The sequence below is a fragment of the Flavobacterium sp. FlaQc-57 genome (genome assembly GCF_044007395.1).
GTDB lineage: Bacteria > Bacteroidota > Bacteroidia > Flavobacteriales > Flavobacteriaceae > Flavobacterium.
Genome location: NZ_JBIPDA010000003.1, coordinates 222,706 through 245,590 on the forward strand (window position 1 = coordinate 222,706; position 22,885 = coordinate 245,590).

21 protein-coding genes are annotated in these 22,885 nt (G+C 33.3%); 9 read left to right on the forward strand and 12 right to left on the reverse strand.

Features of this window, described 5'->3' with window-relative positions:
• Window positions 1-109: 109 nt before the first annotated feature.
• The gene (locus tag ACHRVZ_RS11935; RefSeq protein ID WP_395422684.1) at window positions 110-445 is read right to left on the reverse strand and encodes a hypothetical protein; all 336 of its coding nucleotides are present in this window, start codon (window positions 443-445) and stop codon (window positions 110-112) included.
• A 294-nt stretch (window positions 446-739) separates the two neighbouring features.
• On the opposite strand from ACHRVZ_RS11935, the gene ACHRVZ_RS11940 reads away from it, so the two are divergent.
• Window positions 740-1,753 (forward strand): zinc-binding alcohol dehydrogenase family protein, encoded by a 1,014-nt coding sequence (locus tag ACHRVZ_RS11940; protein WP_395422685.1) that lies wholly within the window; start codon window positions 740-742, stop codon window positions 1,751-1,753.
• A gap of 106 nt (window positions 1,754-1,859) precedes the next feature.
• Here the strand turns inward: ACHRVZ_RS11940 and ACHRVZ_RS11945 are convergent, their stop codons facing one another.
• A complete protein-coding gene (locus tag ACHRVZ_RS11945) occupies window positions 1,860-2,849 on the reverse strand; it encodes a T9SS type A sorting domain-containing protein (RefSeq protein ID WP_395422686.1) in 990 nt (329 codons plus the stop codon).
• 512 nt (window positions 2,850-3,361) lie between these two features.
• Between ACHRVZ_RS11945 and ACHRVZ_RS11950 the strand changes: the two genes are divergently transcribed.
• A complete protein-coding gene (locus ACHRVZ_RS11950) occupies window positions 3,362-3,595 on the forward strand; it encodes a hypothetical protein (RefSeq protein ID WP_395422688.1) in 234 nt (77 codons plus the stop codon).
• 177 nt (window positions 3,596-3,772) lie between these two features.
• Here ACHRVZ_RS11950 and ACHRVZ_RS11955 read toward each other — a convergent pair whose 3' ends face one another.
• The 5 genes from ACHRVZ_RS11955 to ACHRVZ_RS11975 form a co-directional block, all read right to left on the reverse strand.
• Window positions 3,773-3,967, reverse strand: a complete 195-nt coding sequence (locus ACHRVZ_RS11955) for a hypothetical protein (protein ID WP_395422690.1) — start codon at window positions 3,965-3,967, stop codon at window positions 3,773-3,775.
• A gap of 49 nt (window positions 3,968-4,016) precedes the next feature.
• Window positions 4,017-4,628, reverse strand: a complete 612-nt coding sequence (locus tag ACHRVZ_RS11960; protein ID WP_395422691.1) for an XAC2610-related protein — start codon at window positions 4,626-4,628, stop codon at window positions 4,017-4,019.
• A gap of 542 nt (window positions 4,629-5,170) precedes the next feature.
• Window positions 5,171-6,262, reverse strand: a complete 1,092-nt coding sequence (locus tag ACHRVZ_RS11965; RefSeq protein WP_395422692.1) for an efflux RND transporter periplasmic adaptor subunit — start codon at window positions 6,260-6,262, stop codon at window positions 5,171-5,173.
• Window positions 6,249-9,536, reverse strand: coding sequence for an efflux RND transporter permease subunit (locus tag ACHRVZ_RS11970; protein ID WP_395422694.1), 3,288 nt, complete (start codon window positions 9,534-9,536; stop codon window positions 6,249-6,251). Before ACHRVZ_RS11970 ends, ACHRVZ_RS11965 begins: the two co-directional genes overlap by 14 nt.
• A 12-nt stretch (window positions 9,537-9,548) precedes the next feature.
• Window positions 9,549-10,931 (reverse strand): TolC family protein, encoded by a 1,383-nt coding sequence (locus ACHRVZ_RS11975; RefSeq protein WP_395422695.1) that lies wholly within the window; start codon window positions 10,929-10,931, stop codon window positions 9,549-9,551.
• A 165-nt stretch (window positions 10,932-11,096) separates the two neighbouring features.
• On the opposite strand from ACHRVZ_RS11975, the gene ACHRVZ_RS11980 reads away from it, so the two are divergent.
• From ACHRVZ_RS11980 to ACHRVZ_RS11990, 3 genes are all read left to right on the forward strand, one after another.
• Window positions 11,097-12,137 carry a sensor histidine kinase gene (locus ACHRVZ_RS11980; RefSeq protein ID WP_395422697.1) on the forward strand — a complete coding sequence of 347 codons (1,041 nt, stop codon included), beginning with the start codon at window positions 11,097-11,099 and terminating at the stop codon, window positions 12,135-12,137.
• Window positions 12,134-12,841: a LytR/AlgR family response regulator transcription factor gene (locus ACHRVZ_RS11985; RefSeq protein WP_395422698.1), complete on the forward strand. Its 708-nt coding sequence runs from the start codon at window positions 12,134-12,136 to the stop codon at window positions 12,839-12,841. Before ACHRVZ_RS11980 ends, ACHRVZ_RS11985 begins: the two co-directional genes overlap by 4 nt.
• Window positions 12,842-12,929: 88 nt before the next feature.
• Window positions 12,930-13,403 (forward strand): PepSY-like domain-containing protein, encoded by a 474-nt coding sequence (locus ACHRVZ_RS11990; RefSeq protein ID WP_395422699.1) that lies wholly within the window; start codon window positions 12,930-12,932, stop codon window positions 13,401-13,403.
• Window positions 13,404-13,523: 120 nt separating this feature from the next.
• On the opposite strand, the gene ACHRVZ_RS11995 is transcribed toward ACHRVZ_RS11990, so the two are convergent.
• The 5 genes from ACHRVZ_RS11995 to ACHRVZ_RS12015 form a co-directional block, all read right to left on the reverse strand.
• Window positions 13,524-14,288, reverse strand: a complete 765-nt coding sequence (locus ACHRVZ_RS11995; protein ID WP_395422700.1) for an SDR family NAD(P)-dependent oxidoreductase — start codon at window positions 14,286-14,288, stop codon at window positions 13,524-13,526.
• A gap of 99 nt (window positions 14,289-14,387) precedes the next feature.
• A complete protein-coding gene (locus tag ACHRVZ_RS12000) occupies window positions 14,388-15,311 on the reverse strand; it encodes a helix-turn-helix domain-containing protein (RefSeq protein ID WP_395422701.1) in 924 nt (307 codons plus the stop codon).
• Window positions 15,312-15,543: 232 nt separating this feature from the next.
• Window positions 15,544-16,104: a 2'-5' RNA ligase family protein gene (locus tag ACHRVZ_RS12005; protein WP_395422702.1), complete on the reverse strand. Its 561-nt coding sequence runs from the start codon at window positions 16,102-16,104 to the stop codon at window positions 15,544-15,546.
• Between the two features lies 1 nt (window position 16,105).
• Complete coding sequence (locus ACHRVZ_RS12010; protein ID WP_395422703.1) at window positions 16,106-16,420, reverse strand: hypothetical protein; 315 nt, start codon at window positions 16,418-16,420, stop codon at window positions 16,106-16,108.
• Between the two features lie 380 nt (window positions 16,421-16,800).
• Entirely contained in the window at window positions 16,801-17,739 is a 939-nt protein-coding gene (locus ACHRVZ_RS12015) for an alpha/beta hydrolase (RefSeq protein ID WP_395422704.1), read from the reverse strand.
• A gap of 445 nt (window positions 17,740-18,184) precedes the next feature.
• Here ACHRVZ_RS12015 and ACHRVZ_RS12020 point away from each other — a divergent pair, with 445 nt between their 5' ends.
• From ACHRVZ_RS12020 to ACHRVZ_RS12035, 4 genes are all read left to right on the forward strand, one after another.
• Window positions 18,185-19,780, forward strand: a complete 1,596-nt coding sequence (locus tag ACHRVZ_RS12020; RefSeq protein ID WP_395422705.1) for an MFS transporter — start codon at window positions 18,185-18,187, stop codon at window positions 19,778-19,780.
• Window positions 19,781-19,825: 45 nt separating this feature from the next.
• On the forward strand, window positions 19,826-21,142 hold the full coding sequence (locus ACHRVZ_RS12025; protein WP_395422706.1) for an MFS transporter: 1,317 nt from the start codon (window positions 19,826-19,828) through the stop codon (window positions 21,140-21,142).
• Between the two features lie 98 nt (window positions 21,143-21,240).
• The gene (gene kduI, locus ACHRVZ_RS12030) at window positions 21,241-22,080 is read left to right on the forward strand and encodes a 5-dehydro-4-deoxy-D-glucuronate isomerase (RefSeq protein ID WP_395422707.1); all 840 of its coding nucleotides are present in this window, start codon (window positions 21,241-21,243) and stop codon (window positions 22,078-22,080) included.
• 6 nt (window positions 22,081-22,086) lie between these two features.
• Window positions 22,087-22,878, forward strand: coding sequence for a gluconate 5-dehydrogenase (locus tag ACHRVZ_RS12035; RefSeq protein WP_395422708.1), 792 nt, complete (start codon window positions 22,087-22,089; stop codon window positions 22,876-22,878).
• Window positions 22,879-22,885 lie beyond the last annotated feature (7 nt).

The window sequence follows — 22,885 nt, forward strand, 5'->3', positions numbered from 1 at the left end:
TTTAAAAAATTTATGATTTTTTTATAAAGATCAAAATGCGAATTTTAGTTTTTATGAGAGAATACTTTAGAAAGAAAACTAAATAGATAATTGTATTTTTTCTTTATGCCTAAAGGCAATGATGTTTTTCGAAATATGCTATGGCCATTGCCACAATAACTTCTTTGGTAGTAAAAATGTATTGAACACCATTGTTTAATGTGAATAAATCACCAAGTTTCGGATGTTGTTGTTTGTTTTCGCCAAACGATTTTTCGGCAGTCAGCCAATGATTTTGGTTTTGATCTTTAAAAGAAAATAAATGATAATTTGATGCAATAAATATGGTTCCATTGTTTGTATCCAAAATAGAAGTATAGATACTACTGTTGTATTTGCCTAAAATACTAATGTTAGAATTATAATTTTTTGATAGCAATTCATTTATTTTTTGAGTGGTTTGCATAAAAAAACTTTTATAATTTGGTGTAGTTTCGTAAATATAATAATGCGTGTTTTAATTACTTTACCCCTAAAAGTTCTTATTATAACAGAATAAGGTTAAAAATAAAGAGAAACAGAGAATAGAAAATCAGATGTAACATCGAAATACTTTAGGTATAAAATGACTTTTCTGTAATCGTATATTCTAGATTTGAAAGCGATAAAGATGTACAGAATCATAGTGTATTTATACAATTTTAAGTGAATTCATTGTATGTATCTTTGTGTTATTAGTTTAAATCAAAAGATAAAAAGTATGAAAGCAATAGGATTTAAAACCTCATTATCAATAGAAAAGGAAGATAGTTTTATTGAATTTGAAATTCCGAAACCAGTTCCGGGAGCACAAGATTTATTAATTAAAGTAGAAGCTATTTCGGTTAATCCGGTAGATTTTAAGATACGTCAGAATAGTGCTAAAGATACTGTTCTTGATACACCAAAAATCATTGGTTGGGATGCTGTTGGAATTGTAGAAGCCGTTGGTGAGAAAGTAAGTTTATTTAAGGTAGGTGACGAAGTTTTTTATGCAGGAGATCTTACCAAACAAGGCAGTAATGCCGAATATCAAGTTATCGATGAGCGTATTGTGGGTAAAAAGCCAAAATCGCTTAGTAAGGAACAGGCTGCTGTAATGCCATTAACGGGTTTGACAGCTTGGGAGATTTTGTTTGATCGAATTCGGATTAATCCTGAAAAAGACAAAGGAAAAACCATCTTAATAATTGGAGGCGCTGGTGGAGTAGGTTCAATAGCGATTCAATTGGCAAAAAAAATTGCAGGATTAACAGTAATTGCAACAGCTTCTCGTCCTGAATCTATAGAATGGTGTAAACAGCAAGGTGCCGATTTTGTGGTGAATCATAAAAATTTAATTGAGGAAGTTCGCAATGCCGGTTTTCAGCAAGTTGATTTTATTTTAGATTTTGTCGACGTTAACCAATATTGGAGCGCATTTGTAGAATTGATAAAACCTCAGGGACATATAGGTTCTATTAGTGATCCTAAAGAAAATGTAAACCTCCGTGAATTAAAAACGAAAAGCGCCAGTTTTCATTGGGAATTCATGTTTACGCGCCCCATGTTTCAAACCGACGATATGATCGAACAACATCATATTTTAAATAAATTATCCGATTTGTTAGAAGACGGTACGATTCAATCTACACTAAAAACAACATTGAATGGTTTGACAGCAGAGAATGTCAAAAAAGCGCATCAATTGCTGGAATCAGGAAAAACAATTGGTAAAATTGCTATTAAATTTTAAAGCTAAAAATAAAGTAGTCGTACTAAAATGGTCTAAAAACAAACATGCCAACTTCGGTTAGAAGTTGGCATGTTTTACAAAACTGAAAAGCGTTTTTCAGAATCAATTATTTTACAATAATTTCTTTGTTTAAATATTGAGTTCCTATCTGGAAAACAAAAAAGTACAATCCTTTAGACCAACCAGATACTTCTACCTGAGTTGGATTTGCAATAGTTTTTACTAAAGCACCTGTAACCGAATAAATTTTTACTGCATCGATTTGATTTGGAGAATTGATTGTTACAATATGACTTGCAGGATTTGGGTAAACTTTGATCGCATTATCTAAGACAACATCATTTAAACCCAAATTATATTGACAATTTGTGCTAAAAGTTGCTTTAGTATCGTAAGCCCATGTTCCAACTCGAACACTATTAAGATTATCAACTTGTATACACGTTAAATTAGCATTTCCGGTAGATTTCATTAAATTAAAGAAAAGTGTTTTTCCGTTATTTAAGTTCAAAGATTTAAGTAGATTGTTTCTACAATCTATAGAAGTTAGTTTAACGTTTAAACTAATATCTATATTCTCAATCTTATTGTTCTCGCAACCAAGGTCATAAAGTAACAGGTTTTTAGACAAGTCTAATGCAGTAAGCAAGTTATATCCGGTTCTTAATGTTTCTAGCTTAGTATTTTTAGAAAGGTTTAATGTTGTTAATTTATTAGATGCACACTCCAGATTTGTTAAGTTTACAAGTGCTGTTAAATTCAATGTTGCCAAATTATTACCATTACAATACAATGATTGTAGTTTTGTATTACTGCTAAGATCTAGCGTAGCTAAACTACCATTGTAATCGGTATTTAAACCTGTAAGGTTTATAAAAGATTCAATTCCGGCTAAATTTACAATTGATTTCCAGCTACAATCCATATAACCGGTAAAAGCTTCTGCTTCAATTTTGCTTATTTCGGTATCACCATTGGTGTTAATCGCAGTATTTGCAACTAAATAGGCCTTGAACTTGGCATCGGGAATTGTAATGTTTTGAGATTGTACTAGTGTAATTGCTAGTAAAAAGAATGTAGATAGAGTAATTTTCATTTTCATAAATTTGATTTAGGGATTATTTGTAGTGCAATTTATAAATTTTAACATTACAAAAAAAATGTTAATTCAAGATTTTAAGCGAAATTATCTTACAGTCATGCAGGCTTTTAAGTAATGAAATTTCAAAAAGATACTCGTTTTTTTTTCCTGGTTTTTTGTGATAAAAAGTGGTAATAATATTAAAATGCGAACGAAGTCGGGTGACTTCGCGAAGCATGGGGTTCTAAGAGGATTTCTGTTTCTGGTCGAAATGACAAAAATGAGATGAATGTTTGCTAAAATATAGATTTCTTATATTTGATAAGAGAAACTTATTTGTTGAAAGAAAAATCTTTCTTTTTGATTCTTTTTCCATACATTTGAAGTTCCTAATTATTACGACTTTAAATTGAACAAGATTTTGCCCTTGTATTATGTGTACAGTATCGGAAACGACTGTAAATGCTGTCGTAAGCATTAGGAACACTAATATACAAGGGCTTTTATTATTCCTAATTTACGACATTATGAGTACAAACACTTTTTCAAAAGAAGCCGAAACTAGGCTTATGAATTTTTTCAACAACAAAATCGATCCACAAGAAATGGCTAAATCTATAAGGCAGGTAAATTATGTTCTTGCTTTAGGAGCTTTGAGGCAACATGAAACACTTCAAAATGAAGCAACCAGCTTAGAAAACAGCTTTTATTGGTTAAATGAGTTAGCAGAGGTTTTAAATCCTTATTTGGATTTGGAGTAAGATTTTTTATGTATTATATTTTATAAAAGAAAACCTCGATTTTTAGAAAGTCGAGGTTTTTGCTATTCTTTGTGTTTTAGATAGCGCGGATTTGCAATCCGTGCCCACAAAGCATATCAAAATAATATCTTATCGTTGCGGGCACGGATTGCAAATCCGCGCTATCATTGCGTACATCTATGAGATCGGGTTGCCTTTTGGTATTTCAGAATTTTGTGTAATAACAATTAATTCATCAGAGAGTAAACGTTTGTAAAATTCGGCTCTATATGCCGCTTCTGTCGTTGCTTTTTGAAGAAGAGTTTCTAACGTAATAGTATTATCTATAATTTTTTGGCTATTTTTCTTTTTAAAGAGGTCAAATAATCCCATTATTTTGTGTCTTATTTTAAGGTTATTTTTAAGTTTTACGATCAGTTTTCTAAGGCGTTACTAATTTGGATTCTTTAAAATTCCATTTTTTTAATTTCTCATTATATTCAAATATGTTTTCAGATAATTGATACGCATTTGCATGAACGTATGTTATTAACCTTTTGTTTTTTACAATAAATTTTGATGGAAAAAATTCCATTTCGGAGGTTAAAAATGGATCTAAAGCAAAATTTTTATTTTTGTCCTGAATATAAAAATTATATGTTGGACCTCCATTTCCTCCGGAATCATTTTTAACGGCAAAATCTTCTTTATTATCAAAATTAAAATCTGCAATTATAAGATCTCCAAAGTCATTGTCTATAATTTCACTGTTTTTATTAATTCCGGTTGAATAAGATCTTACGGTTTTACAATTAATAAAGGTTTTTTCAAAAAGAAAACTGGATCCAAAATTAATTTCCTGTTTTTTATTTGTGATTTTGTTGTGGACTATAATTTTCACAGTATTACTATCAATCTCTTCTTTGGGATTTTTTATTTTTCTAACTTTTATTTCAAAATTAAATTCTTTCGATAAATTCTTGTGTAAGCAGGTTTGACCCAAAGCTATTTTTGGAAAAACTAAATAAATCAATAAGAGAATAATATTTTTCATTTTAATTCAAATTGTGTTATGTGTAAGTAGACAATAATCGTGCGTGTCGAAAAATTATTTCTCTCAAATGTATTTATTATTTTTTATAAATTCTATAGAATAAATTATAATGATAGTAAGACTCGAGCAAGGCGAATAGGCGAAGTAAATAGCTCGTAAAAAGCTAAGAGTTTTCATTTAATAAGAAGTGTTTAAAAAAATATGGCCACAAAGTCTGTCATTTCGACCGCAGGGAGAAATCACACTAGAAATTCGGCAAAGATTGATGCTTTTAGGATTAAAGTTATAAGTGCGATTTCTCTCCCGACGCTTCGGGATCGAAATGACAAAAATGAGAATAAAAACTTCGCGCCTTAGCGTCTTTGCGAGATTAAAATAACTCTACGAATCTCTGTCAAACCTCTCAAAACAAAAGAAAGGACGATACTATAAAAGCATCGTCCTTTAAACTAAATTGCAATCTACATTCTAAAATTAAATTTTAAAATGCCGCATTGAGCGTACAGTTTCTGGTAATCACTAAAATGAAGACTAAACGCAGGTTATTCGTTTATTGTATCGCCTTCTTTAGTTTCTTCGCTGGCAATTTTTACCAATTTATCTTTTGGGTTCAAGTCGCCAAATATTTCAATTTTATCATCGATTTCTCTACCTTTTTTTACGTCGACTCTTGTAGCTTTATGATTGATTACTTTTATCACAAATATTCCTTCGGCTGCATTTACCACTGCCGATTTTGGAACCACAAATGTGCTGTCTTTCGCGTTAAGCGGCAATAAAACTTCGGCCACCATTCCAGGTAATAAATTTCCTTTAGTATTGTGTACATCCATTTCTACACGCTCAGAACGTAGTTTTAAATCTAAAGCGCCAGACATTCTTGTTATAGTTGCTTTAAAAGTTTCGGGCAATGATTTTACATTAAAACTCATTTCGTCTCCAATATGCAAATATCCTGTATACAATTCCGGAACCGAAACGGCTAAACGTAATTTGGTTTGCTCCTGAATCGTCAATAAAGGCAAATCAGACCCTTTTCCTGCAGGACCAACAAATGTTCCTAAATTCACATTTCTTGCCGCAACAACACCATCAAAAGGAGCACGAATTTCTAGATAACCTCTCATAATTGACACTTCTTTGTGCGCTGCAACAGCGGCTTGATATTGTGCGTAATCTGAGTTTTTCTTTCCGTTGGCCATTTCTAAATCATTTTTAGAAATAGTTCCTTCAACTTTGCTTGTTTCGTACAAACGATTGTACGTGCTTTTGCTGGTTGCATAAATAGCTTCCATCGATTTTAGTCTTGACTCGGCTGCGGCCAATTGAGAACTGATTTCCGGCGCTTCTAAAACAATTAAAAGTTGCCCTTTTTTTACTTTAGAACCAATATCTACTTTAAGTAATTTTACATAACTACTTACTTTAGCATATAAATCTACTTGTTGAAAACCCGTTAATTCAGCAGGTAAGCGCAACTCAGTGGTTAATTTTTCCTTTTCTAAAGAAATGGTTTCTACTTTAGGTTCAATTTCTGCAGTTGGAGTTTCTTCTTTTTTAGAATTGCAACTTGTTAGAAAAAAGACTGCTACAAAAAATAATGCGGTCGATTGTATAATTTTATTTTTTTTCATTTTTTGGATTTAATGATGAGATATAATGGATGCTTTCTTCGTCTTCAGGGTCTAAAGAAACAGATTGTGTTGTTGCTTTTTGTTGTGCCCAGGCAAAAATCAATGGCAGAATTAATAAAACGGTAAAGGTCGAAAATAATAATCCGCCAATTACAGCTCTACCTAATGGAGAAACCTGATCTCCGCCTTCGCCATGACCAATTGCCATTGGTAACATTCCGGCAATCATTGCAACAGATGTCATGATAATTGGACGAAGACGCAACGCAGCGGCTTCACGTGCTGATTCTAATGCGTTTCCGTTTCGTTTTCGAAGCTGTTCAGCATTCGTGACTAATAAAACGGCATTTGCGATCGAAACTCCAACCGACATAATGATTCCCATATACGATTGTAAGTTTAACGTAGAACCTGTAATAGTAAGCATTAACAAAGATCCTAAAACTACGGCAGGAACTGTGGTTAAAATTACCAACGAAACTTTGAACGATTGAAAATTAGCGGCTAACATTAAGAAGATTACAAAAATGGCAACCAATAATCCGACTTGTAAACTGCTTAATGTTTCTACCAATACTTTACTCATTCCAATTGGAGTGATAAATAATCCACGAGGTAATTCTCCCAATGAACTAATTGTTGCATCAACATCTTTCACTGCTGTCCCTAAATCGGTTTGATTGATGTTTGCTGTAACGGTAATGTACGGCATAGCCCCTAAATTGTCATTTTCACCGCTTACAAATCCCGGTGTAATTTTAGCAACGTCACTTAAAACAGGACGCAGCGAGTTTTTTAATACCGGAATTTCTCCAATATCTGTTTTGCTTTTCATTTGGTTTAAAGGTACCTGAACCTGAACGTTGTATGATAATCCTGCTCTTTCGTCGACCCACATATTCTTTTCGGTATATCTGGATGATGAAGTCGAAGCGACAAGCGATCTTGAGATATCATTCATATCTACACCTAATTCGGCAGCACGAGTTCTGTCAATATCAATATTCATTGCCGGATAATGAATGGGCTGACCAATTTGAACATCTCTGAAATAAGATATCTTTTTCAGTTTCTCTACAATTTGATTGGCGTACAATTCATTTCGTTTTTTGTCTTTTCCTGCAATTCGAACTTCGATTGGAGTAGGAGAACCTTGACTCAATACTTTATCAGTAAGTTCTATTGGCTCAAACGAAACTTTTACATCTGGAAGAATCTTTTTAAGACGGGATCTAAACTCATCTTTAAAATCATCCATATCAACATGATAATCTTTCAAACTTACCTGAAACACGGCTTCATGAGAACCTGCCATAAACAAATAAATTGGGTTAATTGAGAACAAAGACGGGTGTTGCCCAACATATACTGAAGAAATTCCGATATGCTCTTTACCAACCATTTTTTGCAATTCTTTCAGTACTAAAACCGCTTTTTCTTCTGTACGCTCTAAACGGGTTCCATCAGGAGCACGCATTCTTAATTGAAACTGACTTGAATTTACTTTTGGGAAAACATCTTTTCCAATAAACGAAATAAATACAACAGCAAGTGCCGTAATTACGATTAAATACGTTAAAGTAGCTGCTTTTTTATGAGGGAATAAACGATCTAAAGTTCGCATAAAACGGATTCTGAAACGCTCAAAAGCACCAACTTTTCCATCTTGATTAGAATCTTCTCTTTCAATCATTACTTTTTTCTGAGTAATCAAATCTTTTTCAGATTCCGGAGTTAATCCGCAAGCATTAAACTCAGCTTCATCATCTGTAATAGTTGGAGCATGTTCGTGTTTTGGATGTGCTTTCATCAACCAGTTGGCCATTACAGGAACAAAAGTTTGAGAGAGTAAAAATGAAATTACCATCGAGAAACCAATCGCTAAAGCCAAAGGCAAGAACAATGCGCCCGGAATACCAACCATTGTAAATGCTGGCGCAAAAACCGCCAAAATACAAAGTAAGATCAATAATTTAGGTAAAGCAATTTCCTGACACGCATCCCAAATGGCGAGCGCTTTGGGTTTGCCCATGTCAAGATGCTGGTGAATATTTTCGATAGTTACCGTACTTTCATCCACCAAAATTCCAATTGCAAGAGCCAATCCGGATAAAGACATTAAGTTGATCGTTTGTCCAAATAATTTCAGGAATAAAACTCCCGATATAATCGAAATCGGAATGGTTAAGATTACGATCAAAGCCGCACGTTTATCTCCTAAGAATAATAAAACCATTAATCCGGTTAAAACGGCTCCAATAATACCTTCAGTAATTAAACTTTTAACGGAGTTGATTACATAAACCGATTGGTCAAATTCATACGATAATTTTACATCTTCGGGTAACGTACTTTGAATTTTAGGCAATTCAGCTTTTAATTTCTGAACCACATCCCAGGTCGAAGCATCTCCCGCTTTTGCAATACTAATATAAACCGAACGTTTTCCGTTTACTAAAGCATAACCTTGCGTAATATCTGCACCGTCTTTTACGGTCGCAACATCGCCTAATTTTAAGTTTTGAACACTTCCTTTAAACAAGGGAATATTCTCAAAATCTTTAACTTCTTTAATTGTATTATTTGTTGGTGTGATATAATTTTTATCACCAATTCTAACGTTTCCGGATGGAGCCGTTTGGTTGTTTACACGAATAGCTTCAACAATTTGGTCCGGAGTCATATTGTGCGAACGCAATAAATCCGGATCAACGTTAACCTCAATTGTTCTTGGGCTTCCGCCAAAAGGTGCCGGCGATAATAAACCGGGAATTGAAGTAAAGGAAGCACGAACATAAACGTTGGCTAAATCCTGTAATTCGTTATTCGATCTAATTTTACTGCTCAAAACCAATTGTCCAATTGGCAGAGAAGAAGCATCAAAACGAATGATAAACGGCGGTTGCGTTCCCGGAGGAAATGCCGCCTGAATTCTGTTCGAAAGTGAACTCAACTCGGCCGCAGCCTGAGCCATATTTGTGTTTTCGTAATAGGTTAATTTCATAATCATTAACCCCTGAATATTCTTGGTTTCAACTGATTTTACACCATTTGCAAAAGGTAAAATGTTGACATAAGTTTTAGCAAAGTAAGCCTCCATTTGGTCTGGAGTATATCCACCAAATGGATGTGCAATATAAATTACCGGTAAGTTCATTTTTGGCAGAATATCTACCTTAATGTCCTGTATGGCGCCAATTCCGAAGAAAAATAGACCCGCAACCAATACTAATATGGAGATGGGTTTGCGGAGTGCAAAACGTATTAAATTCATTAGGATCTATAATTAAAATTCATTTATAAATAAGTCAAAATTGCCTGTGGCAGCTACTTTCAATAAAAACGACTGCCATACATTGTTATTGACAATATCACGATCGATTTCGGCGCGATTAAGTGTATATAATGTTTGCGTGATATCTGTCAAATCCGTTAAGCCGTTTTTATATAAAGTCGATTTTTGCAAATACGCTTTTTGTGCTGCATTTACCTGAATTGGTGCTTCGGCAAAATTGTCAAGTGTGATTTTTATTTTATCGTCCGCTAATGTTAACTGCGATTTTATTTCTCTGTCCGCCTGATTGTATTCTTCCTGCAAACCTTGCGAAATATATTTCTGAGCACTTACCTGTTTGCTCATTCTAAACGGAGTTGTAAGGTTCCAGCTAATTCCAATTCCAACTAAATAATTGGTACGATCAGGATTTACGCCATCCCAATAGTTTCTATTGAACGAAGTCTGATCCGTAATATAATTGCTGTTAAAGCCCGAAGCACGTGTTTGCAAAACACCAAATGCGCTCATTGTTGGGTAGTAAAAACGTTTGTATAATTTTGTTTGCTGATTGCTGTAATCAATCTTAGTTTTATAATATTGAAGTAACGGATGTAAACTGTCAGAAGCAATTCCTGTTAAAAGTTCTTTCGGAATCTCGTTCACAAACAACGTATCAGTAACAAAATCCTGAGGTGCAACGCCCATTAAATCAACTAATTTATTGTTTTGTTCTTTCACGAAGTTTTTAGCAAGATTCAAAGCGATTTTAGCTTTAGAAACTTCCGCAGTTGCCAAAGTAGAATCAACTCCTGCCAATAATCCGTTTTTAACACGGGCAACAGCAGTCCTTTTAAAAACTTCGGCACGGCTTAAATTCTTTTGTTGCGAAATCAATAATCTTTGGCTCGCCAATAAATTGAGATAAGCAGCAGAAATTTTGATCTCTTGTTGAAATTCTTCCTGTTTCAAATCATTTTCTTTGGCTTTAACATCAATTTTAGCCAGATTGATTCTTTCCTGCGTTTTTCCGAAAGTGAAAAAATCCCAGTTCATATTTACCAAATACAAAGCACCAAAAGCAGAATTCCAGTTTTGGTCTGGTAGTGCTGGTCCGGATGAAGCGGTTCCTAAACCATTAAAACCATACAGAGCGCCGTTTTGCCCGTTGATGGTTCCGTAATCTTGTTGTGCCGATAAATTTAAATTGGGCAAATAGTCACGTTTTGATTGTTTGAGAGTCTCGCGTGACGCATTCGTGTAATTGCTTTTTGCTTTGATAGTACCGTAGTTTTGTAACCCCGTTTTAACTGCCTCTTTTAAAGACAGGGTTTGTGCATAACTACCACAGGCAAAAATCAAGAAAACTAATAAGGTAATTTTTCTGAAGTACATAAAATTCTTGGTGTCAAAATTGTCTAACAAAATTATTTCTCTTAGGTCAATATATGCCTCGATAAATGATGTAATACGATAATAAATGACCAATTGAATTTGTCATTTAATGGAAATAAAAACTAAAAAAATGTTCGTACTTTGTAAACTATTTAAGTATTAAAAATGAATAAAAAATTTGATAACATATTGGACAACAAATGGTGGCAGGAAATTGCTGTAGTTGTTTTTTCATTTACGCTTTATACGCTAAAAAATGATTGGATGTTATTTAGTTCTTTCATTTCCATTTTAATGGGTGTTTTTTTCTATCTGGTTTTATATATGCATGCCCAATTCAATCGTTTTTTTTTACTTCCAATTTTATTTAAAACCCAACGCCCTTTAACCTATATTTTTTTAACGGTTTTTGGAGTATTTGTATTTTCTGTGATTTTATATGAAGTTACCAAGTTGGACATGTTCAGTAATTGCCGTTTGTATCAAAACTCGCATCAAAGAAGTTATGTATATCAATTGGCAAGTGTTTTAGGTACTTTGGTTTGTATTTTGAGTCCAATAATTGTGTTTAAATTTTATAGAATTCATAAGAGAAAAACTGACGAAACCTTGTTGTTCAATCAAATGCAGCTGAATGCACTTAAAGGGCAATTGAATCCTCATTTTTTATTTAATACCTTTAATACGCTTTACGGGATTAGTTTAGAATTTCCTGACAGAACACCTGATTTAATCATGAAAGTGTCGCAATTGATGCGTTATCAATTGGAAAGTAATAACAAGCAATGTGTTTCGTTAGAAGAAGAATTGGAGTTTATAAACAGTTACGTACAGCTTGAAAAAGAGCGTGTTGCCTATCGATGTGAGATTACATATGATTACAAAGTAGATAACGAAAATGCTTATAAAGTGTCTCCAATGTTATTAATCGCTTTTATCGAAAATGCCTTTAAACATGGGACTTGTGCTATCGAGAAATGTTTCGTGAGAATTATTATTACAGTCGAAAATGGTTTGTTGCATTTGCATGTTGTAAATTCAATTCCGGAGAAAAAAACAGACGTAGTTTCGACAAAAATAGGTTTAAAAAACACTATTGAACGTTTGAATTTAATTTATGGTAAAAACTATAAACTGGATATTCAGGACAATAAAAATACTTACATTGTAGATCTGAAATTACAATTGAAAAAGTTTGTAGAATGAGAGAACCAAAAAAATGTATAATTGTAGATGACGAACCTGCAGCGCATTATGTTTTGGCGAATTACATCAAACAGAATCCGCAATTAGAGTTGGTTTTTCAAGGTTATAATGGCATTGAAGCCATGAATTATCTTCGTGAAAACAAAGTCGATTTAATGTTTTTGGATATTAATATGCCGGAAATTTCGGGAATGGAATTACTAAAGATTATTCCAACTCATCCCAAAACTATTTTAACAACAGCATATTCTGAATATGCACTCGAAAGTTATGATTACGGAGTAATTGATTATCTCTTAAAACCCATTTATTTTCCTCGCTTTCTTAAAGCTATTGATCGTTTTTTTGCGACAGAAAATATTAAAACAAAAGAAGATGAAATCGTAATCAATACAGTAAATGTTAAAGTTGACGGTTATTTTATTGATATCGAATTAGATCAGCTTTTGTTTGCGCAGAGTTTTGGTAATTATGTGAAGTTGCATACAACAAAACGAACCTATTTGGCTTCAATTACCACAAGTGAATTTGAGAAATGCCTGCCTGAAAAGAACTTCATACGCATTCATAAATCATATATAGTAGCGTTAGATAAAGTTGAAGCTGTAGAGAAAGATTTTGTCATCATCAAAAAAGAGAAATTACCGGTTGGTATCACTTATAAGAGAGAACTATCAGAACGATTAAAAAAAGAAAATGACTAAAAAATAAAATATTTCATTAATTCTTAAATTAAAAGTAGTAATTTTAATACGTTATTTTAAAGATTGTTAATTTGAAAAATGATGAATTATGAAAAACGTTTTACTTGTAGTTCTTTTTTTATACAGTAGTTTTTTAATTGGACAAAATGGAGTTTCTCCTGATAAAGTGGTTACGCCGCCAGAAAAAGTGCTCTTTACTTTTCAAAAAGAGTATCCTGGTAAAATAGCAGTTTGGGTGCTAAAATATGTTGGAGATGATGATGATGAAATTCGATATGAAGGAAAATTCAAAACCAATGAAAATACAGAATCATTAGCCGTTTATAGTAATTTGGGAGTTTTAAAAGCCTTTGAAACACAAATTCCGCTAAGTAAGCTTCCACAGAAAGCGCAAGCTTATTTAAAGAAAAATTATCCTTCAAATGCCATACGTGAAATTGCAGTTGTTGTAGATGATAAAAGCAAAACAACATATGAAGTGGGCGTTGAGAAAAAAGGACGATTTTATGATCTTGTCTTTGACCAGAATGGTGGATTTGACGTTGCAATTGAGAAAGATTAAAAACATGCTTACTTACTAATTCAATTATATTTGAGACAATAAACCCGACAAATTTTTAAAGTTTGTCGGGTTTTGTTTTTATTATCTGTAAAAGCTTTCGGGTTTAATTTTGATGCTAAATTACAACATCATCCCGCCAGAAACTTCGATACGTTGTGCATTTACCCAGCGAGCTTCTTCAGTACATAAAAAGGCAACTACACCACCAATATCGTCAGGCAAACCAACTCTTCCTAAAGCAGTTGCTGATGCGATTTGCTGATTCATTTGCTCGTTATCACGAACAACGCCACCGCCAAAATCAGTTTCAATTGCACCGGGAGCGATTACATTTACTCTGATTTTTCTTCCGCCTAATTCTTTTGCCTGATATTTTGTTAAAACTTCAATCGCGCCTTTCATAGAAGCATAAGCCGCATAACCCGGAAATGAGAATCTCGCCAAACCTGTTGAAATATTGACGATTCCACCGCCATCATTCATTACATTTAATGCTTTTTGCGTTAAGAAAAACGGGCCTTTAAACTGAATATTAGTCAATTGATCAAATTCAGCTTCAGTAGTTCCAATAAATGAATTGTGAATTCCGATTCCCGCATTATTTACTAAAAAGTCAAATTTATCAGTATTAAAAGTGTTTTTCAAAGTTGAGTAAACGCTTTCAAAAAAGCCATTGAAAGTACTTGAATCTGCAACATTCAATTGAAGTGCAGCGGCTTTTTGACCTAAATTTTCGATTTCTTTTACAACCAAATCAGCTTCTTCTTTTTTACTGTTGTAGGTAATAATAACGTCGATCCCTTTTTTTGCAATTGCAATTGCCATATTTTTTCCTAAACCTCTGCTACCACCTGTAACTAGAGCTATTTTTGTATTTACTGCCATTTTATAAATTGTTTTAAATTGATAGAGCAAAGGTAGGAGCGAAGTAGTGTTGGGGAATTGTAAATATCAAATCGATATTTGCGAAATTCAAATCATTAATTAAATTCGGAAAGCTAATGGCGTGAAAGAGGTTTGTTTTTTAAAGAAATTAGAAAAATGCGCCAATTCTTCAAAACCTAAAGAGAAAGCAATTTCGGAGATATTCCAATCTGTTTGTTTTAAAAGAATTTTGGCTTCATTGGTCAAACGGCTGCTAATTAATTCAGTGGTTGTTTTTCCGGTGTTTTCTTTTAAAACTTTATTTAAATGATTGACATGAACAGATAATCTTTCGGCAAAATCTTTAGCAGTTCTCAATTCTAATCGTTGATTTGGAGATTCAATTGGGAATTGTCGTTCTAACAATTCAGCAAATAACGAAGATACTCTTGCTGCCGAATTGTGTTTAGAATAAAGCGCTGTAATGGGTTGGAGTTTTTGTCCAAAATGAATTAACTCCGCAACATAATTTCGAATCAAATCGTATTTATAAATGTAATCAGAGTTGATTTCTTTTTGTATTTTGTTGAAAATCAATTCTACTTCAGCAACTTCTTCATCTGTAAGCTGAAAAATAGGATATCCGTCAGATGCGAAAATTGGAAGATCGTCTAAATCAATTCCGCTTTTATTCTTCGATAAAAACTCACTTGTAAAAACGCAAAACTGCCCAGATTGATTGGTGTCTTGAGGAAGATAGTTGTACGGAATTTTTGGCGTAGCAAATAAAAGTCCCTGTTTTTCAATATCGATTATTTTATCGGCATATTCAGCTCTGTTTTTACCTTTTATCAGGCTTATTTTGTAATAAGCTCGTCGATCATAAGGCATAATCGATTTTCCTTGAAGGCGTTCCAGAAGCTCTTTAATATCAAAAACATTAAAGTGACCAATTTCTTTTTGAATGTCATTTGGAAGTAAAGAACTCGGTTCAATGGAAGAACCTTCAGTGATATCTTTGTAAAATGAATCTAGAGATTTCATATGTTCGAATTGTAAAATTCAAATATACGAAAAAGAGAAAGATTGTTTTATTGGTTTATAGTTTTCTTTGTTTCAAGTTTCAGGTTTCAGGTTGCTTTTTTGTGAGTTTTTGTTATTTCGAGGAACGAGAAATCACACTTGCAAGTTCATGTAGAAAGTAACCTGTCTTTATCGATTAGCGAGTGTGATTTCTCGATCCTCAAAATGACAGGCTTCATAAAAATGCAAAAAATCAAAACAAACTTCCCTGAATTAATTCCGGTTGAGGGTTATTGCCAAATTGGAAATGATCAATCACGAAAAATTGTTTTTTAATAGGATCGAATTCTCTTAATACAATAGAATTGCATAAAAAATCAGTATTTATGACTGTAAAAAGCTTTGAAGCTATTTCAAGATTTTCAGGACTTAATCTTCGGCCAATAGAAATATGCGGATCGTTACTTTTCTTGAGATTTGAAAGCTGAAGTGATTCCTGCGTTTTCTTCATAATGGGTTTTAAATTTATTTTAGAATCCTCATTCGGAGCAATAAAAAAAGCGCCATTTTCATAACTGCTAAAATGATCTAAATGAACTTGAAAAGAAGAAAATGAATCGCAGATTTTTAAAAGTTTCAGTTTTATTTTTTCTAACTCTTTTTCTGCTATTTTGAATTCGCAAATTGTAATATGTGCAACAGAATTTTTACTATTAAACCAACCAATTTTTGCTGCCAATTGCTCCTTCATGGTTTTAACAGAATCAATTATATTTTGAGGCGGATAAATAGCTACAGAATAGTGTTTCTCCATTTTAAAGTTTGTTTTTTAGGTGTAAGCGATGATAAATTTCAGATTGAAGTAATCCGCTTCCTCCGCCAAAATGCTCTATAACTTCTACTTCAGGTTGGGTTTTAAGGCAAAATTGTGTGAATTCTTTTTCAATATGATCTTCGATTCCTGAACTTAATAAAACGAAATCTAAGTTATTTTTTAAAAAGTGATCTTGCGCTAATGTTTCGTCATTAAAGCTTATTGCGTGCCAATTTTCGTTTGCATTTACAAGTCGAAGTAAAATTTCTAAGATAGGCTGGTTCTTTCCAAGTATTAAGAATTCTAATTTTTTCATAATTTTTTAATTTACTGGACAAATTTACTAGATTATAAATTGGCTTAACTTAATGTAGGACAAGAAATTGAAAAAATGGTAGTTTAATAAATTGATAAGTTTTTGTTAGAATGTGGAAAGCCGTAAGTTTTTTTTATTCAATGCATGTAGCTTTGTGGTATAGAGATCGGGAAATATGATGTTTTTACCTTTTTAAACGCGTATAGATCTCTATGGTTAACTGTTTTTGGAGAAACATTTTTACAATGAAAATTTGACATATTCATTTGATCATGGATATAGCTTTGTATAAATTTGCAAGAATACAAAAGAGTCTGATTTTTAGTGGGTTTTTAGATTAAGTTATTAATTTAACTGAATCTAAAAACCCTTTTTTTATGCTAATAACCGTGATTTTTAAGCCATTCTTCACAATCTCTTGTCCAAAATTTACTAGTATCTTTTACGCCTAAACCAAATCCGTGGCCGCCTTTTTCATATACATGTAATTCGGCTGGAACATTATTTTTTTTGAGCGCCAAATAGTAATTAATACTGTTTTCCGGTAAAACTACAGTATCGTCAGTTGCATGAATTATAAAAGCAGGAGGAGTTTGCGAGGTAACTTTTTTCTCGTTTGAAAATGAATCAATTAAGGCTTGTGATGGGTTTTCACCTAATAGACTTATTTGAGATCCTTTATGTGTAATATCATTTTGCATTGAAATTACAGGATAAATTAAAAGCGAAAAATCTGGGCGAGCGCTTACTTTAGAAGTTGTTTCATATACTTTGTCATCATAATGTGTTGCTAAAGTAGAGGCCAAATGTCCGCCGGCAGAGAATCCTAAAATTCCAATCTTGTTTGGATCAATATTGTATTTTGCAGCATTTTGTCTCACATAACGCATTGCTTCTTGTGCGTCTTGCAAAGGACCAATGTTTTTATTCTTCATTATTTTGTCGCTAGGCAATCTGTATTTTACAACAAATGCTGCGATTCCTAAACTGTTAAACCATTGCGCTACTTTAGTTCCCTCTTTATCAATTGCCAGATGTTGATATCCTCCACCCGGAAAAATTAGAACTGCGGTTTGATTGGGTTTGCTGTCTTTGGGTAAAAAAACACTTAAAGTTGGAATTGTAACTAAACTTGTACTCTGTACTTTTCCTTCGCTAATTAATTCTTTTTCGTTGTAATTTGAAGCTTTGATCTCATCAGGAATTGTTTTCCATAACGGTATTACTTGAATTTGGGCGTGCAATTGAGTAGTCATTCCTAAGAATAAAGTAAAAATTAGTGCTGTTTTTTTTAGATAATCCTTTTTTATAGTCTTCAATGTAACATGAATTAGTTGAATATTAATTTATTTGATGAATTCAAAAGTAGAATTTTTTCCTGGTCAATTTTATGACAAATTACGATTGTAACAAGTTATTTTTATTACAAAAAGAGAGAGATTCGTTAAAATTGTTCAAAAGTGAATGTTTTTTGGACAATTTTGACACCTGAAAAGGACAAATTTCACCTGTTGGCTTTTAACAAATATATTGTTTAATATGTAATTTTGAGTTCTTTTTTTTAGTCTATATGTTTATTTAATGAGTTAAAATAATTTTTTATACAATTTATTTGGAATATAAAGATTTAAAACTATATTTGTGCAATCGATTACATTATTTCGTTTTATTGCATTTAATTCATTGATTTCAATGTTTCTATATTGATGCTTACAGACGAATAAAATTACCCAAAAAATATAAATTTTATAATAAACCATTACCATGAATCAAACAGATGCAGTTATTATGAGCCAAACCAAAAAATCAACAGGAAGCTATCGTTGGAGTATATGTGCGTTACTTTTTTTTGCAACTACAATTAACTATTTAGACAGACAAGTACTTTCGTTGACCTGGAGTGATTTTATTGCACCTGAATTTCATTGGACAAATAATGATTATGGTAATATCACAGCTTTGTTTTCAATATTTTATGCTGTTTCTCTTTTGTTTGCAGGACGTTTTGTAGATTGGTTAGATACTAAAAAAGGATTCCTTTGGGCAATCGGAATTTGGTCTATTGGAGCCTGTTTGCACGCATTTTGTGGTATTGCAACTGCCGGAATCATTACAGGGAACTGGTTTGTTGGTTTTGAAGGTGCTAAGGAAGCGATTCATCTTGTAAAAGATACAGGATTGGTTATTAATGTAAGTGTTACATTGTTCATATTTGCCCGTTTTGTTTTGGCGGTAGGTGAGGCAGGAAATTTCCCTGCGGCTATTAAAACTACAGCGGAGTATTTTCCTAAAAAAGACAGAGCATTTTCTACAAGTATTTTTAATGCAGGTGCTACTGTAGGGGCATTGGCGGCTCCTATATCGATTCCGTTCATTGCAAAATCTTTTGGATGGGAAATGGCGTTTATAATTATTGGAGCATTAGGTTTTGTTTGGATGGGATTTTGGGTTTTTATGTATGATAAGCCTGAAAGACATCCAAAAGTAAGTGCTGCTGAACTTGAATATATTCAACAAGATGATGTTGCTGATAGTAAAATAGAAGGTTATGTGCCTGAAACTACAGCAAAAGTATCTTTTGTAGATTGCTTTAAATACAAACAAACGTGGGCTTTTGCCTTTGGTAAATTTATGACTGATGGTGTTTGGTGGTTCTTTTTATTCTGGACACCGGCATATTTAAGCTCTGTTTACGGAATGGATTCTACTCAGGCTGCGTTACCTTTATTTGTATTATATATGATTACGTTGCTTTCTATTGTTGGAGGCTGGCTTCCTACTTATTTTGTAGAAAAGAAAGGTATGAATCCGTACGAAGGAAGGATGAGAGCAATGCTTATTTTTGCGTTTTTTCCATTATTGGCGCTAATTGCACAGCCATTAGGATATATTAGCTACTGGGTTCCAGTTGTTATTATTGGTATTGCCGGAGCAGCTCACCAATCTTGGTCTGCAAATATTTTTACAACAGTCGGAGATATGTTTCCTAAAAAAGCAATTGCTACTATTACAGGTATCGGTGGATTAGCAGGAGGTGTTGGTTCAACAATTATTAATAAAGGATCTGGGTTATTGTTTGATTTTACTCAAAAAAATTGGAGTTTAGTAAATGGACAGCCTTTGTTAGAGAAATATCCTCAATTTCAAAATCCTGAAACAGCGAAAGTTTTTCTAAATGAAAAAGGTATTGCTAATCTTGGTGATTTCTTAAAAGCATTATCAACATCAGGTGATACTGTTGTAAACGGTATAAATTCCGGATATATGATTATCTTTTCTATATGCGCAGTTTGTTATTTAATAGGATGGGCAGTAATGAAAACTTTAGTGCCAAAATACAGTCCAATCACTAATCTTTAATACTTTATAATACTGCTAAACTAACCAACTAAACCAACCAACATCATGAATCAAGCTAATACGGCAATCGGTAAATACCGCTGGACTATTTGTAGTTTAGTCTTTTTTGCAACTACTGTTAATTATCTTGATCGAAATGTAATAAGTTACCTGAGGCCTTTTTTGGCAGAAGCTTTTCACTGGACACCAGAGCAAGAAGTAATTGATTATTCGAATATTGAGTTGGCTTTTAAGATCGCATATGCAATGGGAATGTTGGTTGCGGGTGGAATTATTGATAAATTAGGAACGAAATTAGGTTACGCAATTGCAACAGGATTATGGAGTTTGGCTGCAATTGGACATGCTTTTGCAACCGGAACAGGAGGTTTTTTAATAGCACGTGTTTTTCTGGGAATTACTGAAGCAGGAAATTTTCCGGCGGCAATAAAAGCAACAGCTGAATGGTTCCCGCAGAAGGAGAGAGCATTAGCGACAGGAGTTTTTAATTCAGGAAGTAATATAGGAGCTATTATTGTGCCTTTATCTGTTCCTTTTATAGCAGAAAATTATGGTTGGCAATGGGCATTTATTTTAACCGGAATTGTAGGTTTTGTTTGGCTGGGATTATGGTTTCTTTTGTATGAAGTGCCTCAAAAACAAAAACGATTGTCTCAGGCTGAGTTAGAATATATTACTTCAGATCAGGTTGTGATTAATGAAGTTGAAGATACAGGAAAAGTTTCATGGTTTAAATTGCTTTCATTTCGTCAAACTTGGGCTTTTGCCTTAGGGAAACTATTAACAGATCCGGTTTGGTGGTTTTATTTATTTTGGCTGCCAGATTTTTTAATGAAGCAATACAAACTTACTGCAACCGAGATTATTTGGCCTTGCGCTTTAGTATATGTTATTGGAAGTGTGGGAAGTATTGGTGGAGGCTGGTTGCCGTTAAAGTTAATTAATAAAGGCTGGCCGGCTTATAAGGCCAGAAAAACAAGTATGCTTCTTTATGCATTTGCAGTTTTACCGGTATTATTTTCGCAATATTTAGGTGCGATAAATATGTGGTTGGCAGTTTTAGTTATTGGTTTTGCGGTTTCAGCACATCAAGCATGGAGTGCTAATATCTTTACTACAGTTTCAGATATGTTTCCTAAAAAAACAACTGCATCTGTAACAGGCATAGGTGGAATGTTTGGAGCACTTGGAGGAATTTTACTGACTTTGGTAGTTCAAAAAAATATGTTTGTTTATTATACCAAATTAGGGAAGATAGAGGAAGGGTATTTTATTATGTTTTGTATTTGTGGAGCTTCTTATTTATTAGCGTGGTTTATCATGCATCTTTTGGTTCCTCGTATGAAAAAGGTAGAATTATAGTTTAAAATCAATAAAAATAAAATAAATTTTAGTTTCAATTATGGTTTTTTAAAGATAAAAATCTAATTTTGTGCAATCGATTACATTAAAATAAAATTATGACAAAATATAGCTCAAGATACGCGTCAAGTCCAGAAGCAGTAAAAAAATATGATACGCAGCAATTAAGAGAAGAATTCTTAATTGATAACTTAATGCAAGAAGACGAAATTGTATTAACGTATTCTCATTACGATCGATATATTGCTGGTTCAGCAGTTCCTGTAAAAGGAGATTTGACTTTAGAAAGTATTGATCCGTTAAAAGCACCTTACTTCTTAGAAAGAAGAGAAATCGGAATTATCAATGTTGGAGGTGATGGTTCTATTGTTGTTGAAGGAAAAACTTTTGAACTTGGTTTTAAAGATGCTTTATACATCGGAAGCGGTAATAAAGAAGTAATCTTTAAAAGTAACGACAGCAAAAATCCGGCTAAATATTATATCAACTCTGCGCCGGCTCATACAAGTTATCCAACTGTAAAAGTGAGTTTAGCAGAAGCGAATAAATTAGAATTGGGTACAATGGAAACGGCCAATCACCGTACCGTAAACCAAATGATTATTGGTAGTGTTGTTACAACTTGCCAATTGCAAATGGGGATGACAGAACTTCGTCCTGGAAGTGTTTGGAATACAATGCCTGCACACGTTCACGATCGTAGAATGGAAGTATATTTCTATTTGGATATTCCGGAAAATCAGGCAGTATGCCATTTTATGGGACAACCACAAGAAACAAGACATATTTGGATGAACAATCATCAAGCAGTTATTTCTCCGCCATGGTCTATTCACTCAGGTTCAGGAACCAGTAATTACACTTTTATTTGGGGAATGGCTGGTGAGAATTTAGATTACGGAGATATGGATGTTTGTAAAATCACTGAATTAAGATAAACAATTATGACAAACTCATTATTTGATATAAACGGAAAAGTTGCCTTGATTACAGGAAGTACACACGGACTGGGAATGGCGATGGCAAAAGGATTAGGCGAGGCTGGTGCTACAATTATTATTAACGGAAATTCTTCTCAACAAAAAATTGATGAGGCAGTAAAAGAGCTTCAGAGTCAAGGAATAAAAGCTGTTGGTTATAAGTTTAATGTAACGGACGAGCAGGAAGTTATTGCAGCGGTTCAGAAAATTCAAAGTGAGGTTGGACCAATTGATATTTTAATTAACAACGCAGGAATCATTAAGAGAATCCCGTTACTAGATATGGAAGTGGCTGATTTTAAAGAAGTCATTGATATTGATTTGGTAAGTCCTTTTATTGTTTCAAAGCACGTTGCGAGAGGAATGATCGAAAGAAGACAAGGAAAAATAATCAATATTTGTTCGATGATGAGCGAGTTGGGACGTAGTACTGTAGGTGCATATGCTGCTGCAAAAGGTGGTTTGAAAATGTTGACTAAAAACATGGCTACTGAATGGGCAAAATACAATCTTCAGATCAACGGAATTGGGCCTGGTTATTTCGCTACAGAACAAACAAAACCTATTAGAGTTGATGGACATCCATTTAATGATTTTATCATTAGTAGAACTCCAGCAGCAAAATGGGGTGATGCCGGCGATTTAGCAGGAGCGGCTATATTCTTGTCCTCAAAAGCAAGTGATTTTGTCAATGGACATATTTTATACGTAGACGGTGGAATTCTGGCTACAATTGGTAAACCATCAAACGAATAATTATTTC

Bases quoted from the DNA above. Each gene is read 5' to 3' on its own strand.
- ACHRVZ_RS11935 (WP_395422684.1), bottom strand. From the start codon at position 445: ATGCAAACCACTCAAAAAATAAATGAATTGCTATCAAAAAATTATAAT.
- ACHRVZ_RS11940 (WP_395422685.1), top strand. From the start codon at position 740: ATGAAAGCAATAGGATTTAAAACCTCATTATCAATAGAAAAGGAAGAT.
- ACHRVZ_RS11945 (WP_395422686.1), bottom strand. From the start codon at position 2,849: ATGAAAATTACTCTATCTACATTCTTTTTACTAGCAATTACACTAGTA.
- ACHRVZ_RS11950 (WP_395422688.1), top strand. From the start codon at position 3,362: ATGAGTACAAACACTTTTTCAAAAGAAGCCGAAACTAGGCTTATGAAT.
- ACHRVZ_RS11955 (WP_395422690.1), bottom strand. From the start codon at position 3,967: ATGGGATTATTTGACCTCTTTAAAAAGAAAAATAGCCAAAAAATTATA.
- ACHRVZ_RS11960 (WP_395422691.1), bottom strand. From the start codon at position 4,628: ATGAAAAATATTATTCTCTTATTGATTTATTTAGTTTTTCCAAAAATA.
- ACHRVZ_RS11965 (WP_395422692.1), bottom strand. From the start codon at position 6,262: ATGAAAAAAAATAAAATTATACAATCGACCGCATTATTTTTTGTAGCA.
- ACHRVZ_RS11970 (WP_395422694.1), bottom strand. From the start codon at position 9,536: ATGAATTTAATACGTTTTGCACTCCGCAAACCCATCTCCATATTAGTA.
- ACHRVZ_RS11975 (WP_395422695.1), bottom strand. From the start codon at position 10,931: ATGTACTTCAGAAAAATTACCTTATTAGTTTTCTTGATTTTTGCCTGT.
- ACHRVZ_RS11980 (WP_395422697.1), top strand. From the start codon at position 11,097: ATGAATAAAAAATTTGATAACATATTGGACAACAAATGGTGGCAGGAA.
- ACHRVZ_RS11985 (WP_395422698.1), top strand. From the start codon at position 12,134: ATGAGAGAACCAAAAAAATGTATAATTGTAGATGACGAACCTGCAGCG.
- ACHRVZ_RS11990 (WP_395422699.1), top strand. From the start codon at position 12,930: ATGAAAAACGTTTTACTTGTAGTTCTTTTTTTATACAGTAGTTTTTTA.
- ACHRVZ_RS11995 (WP_395422700.1), bottom strand. From the start codon at position 14,288: ATGGCAGTAAATACAAAAATAGCTCTAGTTACAGGTGGTAGCAGAGGT.
- ACHRVZ_RS12000 (WP_395422701.1), bottom strand. From the start codon at position 15,311: ATGAAATCTCTAGATTCATTTTACAAAGATATCACTGAAGGTTCTTCC.
- ACHRVZ_RS12005 (WP_395422702.1), bottom strand. From the start codon at position 16,104: ATGGAGAAACACTATTCTGTAGCTATTTATCCGCCTCAAAATATAATT.
- ACHRVZ_RS12010 (WP_395422703.1), bottom strand. From the start codon at position 16,420: ATGAAAAAATTAGAATTCTTAATACTTGGAAAGAACCAGCCTATCTTA.
- ACHRVZ_RS12020 (WP_395422705.1), top strand. From the start codon at position 18,185: ATGAATCAAACAGATGCAGTTATTATGAGCCAAACCAAAAAATCAACA.
- ACHRVZ_RS12025 (WP_395422706.1), top strand. From the start codon at position 19,826: ATGAATCAAGCTAATACGGCAATCGGTAAATACCGCTGGACTATTTGT.
- kduI (WP_395422707.1), top strand. From the start codon at position 21,241: ATGACAAAATATAGCTCAAGATACGCGTCAAGTCCAGAAGCAGTAAAA.
- ACHRVZ_RS12035 (WP_395422708.1), top strand. From the start codon at position 22,087: ATGACAAACTCATTATTTGATATAAACGGAAAAGTTGCCTTGATTACA.